The sequence below is a fragment of the Pseudomonas sp. PME37.24/025 genome (assembly GCF_055556615.1).
Genome location: NZ_JBVHNK010000346.1, coordinates 1 through 257, shown reverse-complemented (window position 1 = coordinate 257; position 257 = coordinate 1). Strand labels below are relative to the sequence as shown.

Annotated in this window: 1 pseudogene; it reads right to left on the bottom strand. The window is 57.6% G+C overall.

Annotation, left to right across the window (positions count from 1 at the left end):
• A pseudogene (locus tag ACZ3HH_RS30640) lies at positions 1 to 257 on the bottom strand (bifunctional heptose 7-phosphate kinase/heptose 1-phosphate adenyltransferase); the annotation flags it as partial.

Sequence of the window (257 nt, the reverse complement as noted above, 5' to 3'; positions counted from 1 at the left end):
GTCGCGATCATCTCGGCCACGTTGACCAGGCCGCCCTTGGCGTAATCGGAAAAGATGATCACATCGTAATCGGCCACCAGTGAATTGAATTGCGTGAGCTTGTCGCGCAACACCGTATCGGTAGGCGCTTCTTCAAAATCGATGCGCACCAGCTGCTGCTGGCGGCCGATCACGCGCAGCTTGACGATGGTGGAAATGCCAGGATCGCGGTTGAGATGGCTGCGAATGCCCATCTCGCCCAGCATGCTCTCCATCAC